The organism is Francisella salimarina (genome assembly GCF_007923265.1).
GTDB lineage: Bacteria > Pseudomonadota > Gammaproteobacteria > Francisellales > Francisellaceae > Francisella > Francisella salimarina.
This window is the reverse complement of record NZ_VOJA01000006.1, coordinates 1-3,300: the sequence shown is the minus strand read 5'-3', so window position 1 is coordinate 3,300 and position 3,300 is coordinate 1. Positions and strand designations below refer to the sequence as shown.

The following is a 3,300-nucleotide window of genomic DNA, read 5'->3' as shown; positions in this document are numbered from 1 at the left end:
AACTAGAGGTAATTACCCTTGTTATTATATAGATAGTGACAATACTAAACATACAGTAGCTTATGACCAATTAACTGATGAACAAAAACAATCAGCTAAGTCAATGCTATGTATAGATCATTCGGCTATGTTGTACCCTACTGATGACTTTATGAATTATATTTATAAAGGTAGATTATTTAGTGGTAAGTTTAAAGGCTCTTTTGATTTCTTCGGTGATTATGATATGGATGAAGTTAAATCAGCAAATAATCAATTTGCTGGTGATGATACTACAACTGGCTCACAAGGAAGCTACTAATGAAAAAGATATTTATAGCACTATTTTTAAGTTCTTTTTTCCTAAATTGTTTTGCTAATGTTAGTAAGCTTTCTATTTCAACTGATGGTAAATATGCTGTTGCCACAGATACTAATAAACATGCTTACTTATATAATCTTGAAAATAAAAAAGTAAAAGATTTAGGCGATAACTATAATTATAGTTCTGCTTATTTTATACCTAATAGTGATTACTATTCTTTACAAGATAATAATACTAAAGTAGTAAAAATCTTCGATATAAACCAAAAAATCATAAAAGAGTTTAAACCTGATTTTATAGCTAGAGCTCAAGCAATAAATGAAGATATGAACTTATGGGTTGGCTCTGATATCGGTGGTAACGTTTATCAATATAGTTTACCTGATAATAACAAGAAACAAATATTTGTTTCTTGGTTATGGGGCAAAATGGATACTACTCCATATTGGAGAGGTAATCCTTATAAAGGTAATCTACCTAACGGATGGACTACATTTAATAGTTTCTCTTTCTACAAAGATAAATTAATAATGACAGCTGAAAATATTTTAGTTGTCTATGATACAAAAAATCATAAGTGGAAAATGGTAAATGAAAATGTTAATGAAACTATGAATGCCATAGACCCTAAGGGTGAGTTTGTGTATACAATGGATAGTTCTTTTGTAGGTAGAGCTGTTAAATATGATTTATTAAATAATAAAATAGTAAGTTTCCCAAATGCTAAAGCTGACAATAAGAATAATTTCTTTTTTGATTTAGTTCAAAGAGATAATATACCAAAATTAACAAATAGAAATACACCTAATGGTTATACTAACTTTGGATTTATTGATAATGATAAAGTATTAGTAACTTACAAAGGAATGTCACAACCTTTCTTATGGACAGGTTTATATAACATAAATGATATTAAAGTTAATAAATTTGCAAATATTACACCTGTAAAATATTTTCCTTTAATAAATAATCCAAAAGATTATTTAGAAGGTAATTATAATATCGAACCAAGACCAAATGTAGATGGTTATAACACTACATTTGATACTTCTGTAGAGGCTCATAAACTTGTAATTGGTCAAGCTAATTGTAATGGTATTATGGTGTATAACTATAACCCTAGTGATGAAACTCTAAAACTTGATTGGGTTGGTGAACCTCCTAAAGTTGAAGAGAAAAAAGAAGAAAAAAGTAAGAGTTGGTTTTGGTAATGCCTAGTATATTTTTAGCAATAATTACAGCTATTTTAACTTATTTATTGACTACTTATAAAATTAAAATCGACTATAAGTATATGCGTGAGCAAAAGTGGTTAGATAAAGAGCTAGAAGTAATAACAACAATATGGGAGTATCTCCAACAAGCTAAAAACTCTACTTACATAGCTTTAGCAGATTTAAAGCAATATCCTAATCACTCAGATTATGAAAAAGATGATTTCATAAAACTCCTTAAAGATTTAGGAGCTAAAGAAACTCAAATCAATCAAATTAACAGTTCTGAAAATATACAGAAAAGCTTACAAGACTTTATGGATAAAAGTGAAGTAAATAATGCAATGGCAGAGTTCAACACATTTGTTAATGAGCTAAATAAGTCAAAAATTTTTCTTAGACCTGAGCTTAAAACTCCTATTGTAGAACTATCTAAGCTGTTAAAAAATATTATTATTGAAAGAGATGTTTACCTGGATTTTAATAATGATGAATTCCATAAGAATAAAAGGAATAAACAAAAAGAAATAGAAGAATTATTCAATAAGCTAGAGGTAAATTTAGATGAAATAATTTTTTTAAAAAATGAGTCATTAATAGATAAACTCACATTTCTCTATAATAATTTCAAAAGAAAAGTAACTAGCTATAATAAAGAAGACAACTTAAGTTAGTGTGATAGGTTAGTAGTATGAATTGTAAGATAAAGAAGACATATGAACTTTTAAAAACAAATAAGTTATTATTCATTTCTCTACTAATATCAGTAGCGATTTTAATTTTGAATAAAAAGCAAACTTATTTATTTTGGCTGGGATATCTACAGCATATATCTATTACAGTAATATTAACCATTATAGTATTTTTATCTTTAGCATGGCACTTTTGCTTAAAAATAAAGAGTTGGATTAAAAATAGTCATAATAAAGTAGATTACATAATCAAAAATAACATACCCTCAAAAATTATTTTAACGATTGTTGTACTGCTTATATTAGCTACAATGTTCGACGATAAACAATATAAGACTATTTCTTTTTTTGTTTTTTTAATTACCACATCAATAATAGCTATTTTATCATTTGTCCTGAATGATTATTTAGCTATAAAGTCTGATATAGAATCCGAGTTTAGAGAGTATATTCTTCATAAAAGAAATAAAGCTCATACATATTTATTGATTTGGAGATCTTGCTTAATAGTATTTTTATTGATTGAAATTGTCACTATGACTAAACACTATGAATCTATTATAACATTATCTACCAATCATTTACCTATATTAATAGCAACCATAATATGCTCTATAATATTATCAATTACTCTTTTTTTGGGGACATATAAAGCAAAGAAAAGCTTTATGTTTTTAGATGATTTATATGGATACATAAAACTTCTAACTTGCGATGACTTGAAAAATAGTGAAATTAGTAAGTTGCTATATAATAAAACAGAGAGTGCTATTACCTATTCAAAGAAAAAATATATAAATAAAAAAAGCATAGAATATATTTTAAAAATACTAGCAGACAAAAAGGAATAACCCTTGACCCACAGATATAACTATAAACAACAACTTGAAATACACATTTCACAACTAGCTTGTTTATACTATCTGTATACCTTTTCACACATTTTCAAACACCACCAAAACACAATATCACTTAAACCAGAAAACTGGCAAAAAATCAAAGACAAACAAGGTAACAAAGAAATTAATGGTGGTATCGAAACTAAAATCAATCATCTAGTTATCAATGTCCTTTGAACCTCCGATGATGA

4 protein-coding genes are annotated in these 3,300 nt (G+C 26.8%); all 4 read left to right on the top strand.

Annotation, left to right across the window (positions count from 1 at the left end; genetic code table 11):
• The coding region (locus tag FQ699_RS09710; RefSeq protein WP_179951704.1) for a hypothetical protein at nt 1–301 on the top strand (301 nt) is incomplete at its 5' end.
• Entirely contained in the window at nt 301–1,515 is a 1,215-nt protein-coding gene (locus FQ699_RS09570) for a hypothetical protein (protein WP_146422129.1), read from the top strand. The genes FQ699_RS09710 and FQ699_RS09570, both read left to right, overlap by 1 nt.
• Nucleotides 1,515–2,192: a hypothetical protein gene (locus FQ699_RS09565; RefSeq protein WP_146422128.1), complete on the top strand. Its 678-nt coding sequence runs from the start codon at nt 1,515–1,517 to the stop codon at nt 2,190–2,192. The genes FQ699_RS09570 and FQ699_RS09565 overlap by 1 nt, the downstream gene beginning before the upstream one ends.
• A 686-nt stretch (nt 2,193–2,878) precedes the next feature.
• Complete coding sequence (locus FQ699_RS09560) at nt 2,879–3,061, top strand: hypothetical protein (RefSeq protein ID WP_146422127.1); 183 nt, start codon at nt 2,879–2,881, stop codon at nt 3,059–3,061.
• The last annotated feature ends 239 nt before the right edge of the window (nt 3,062–3,300 follow it).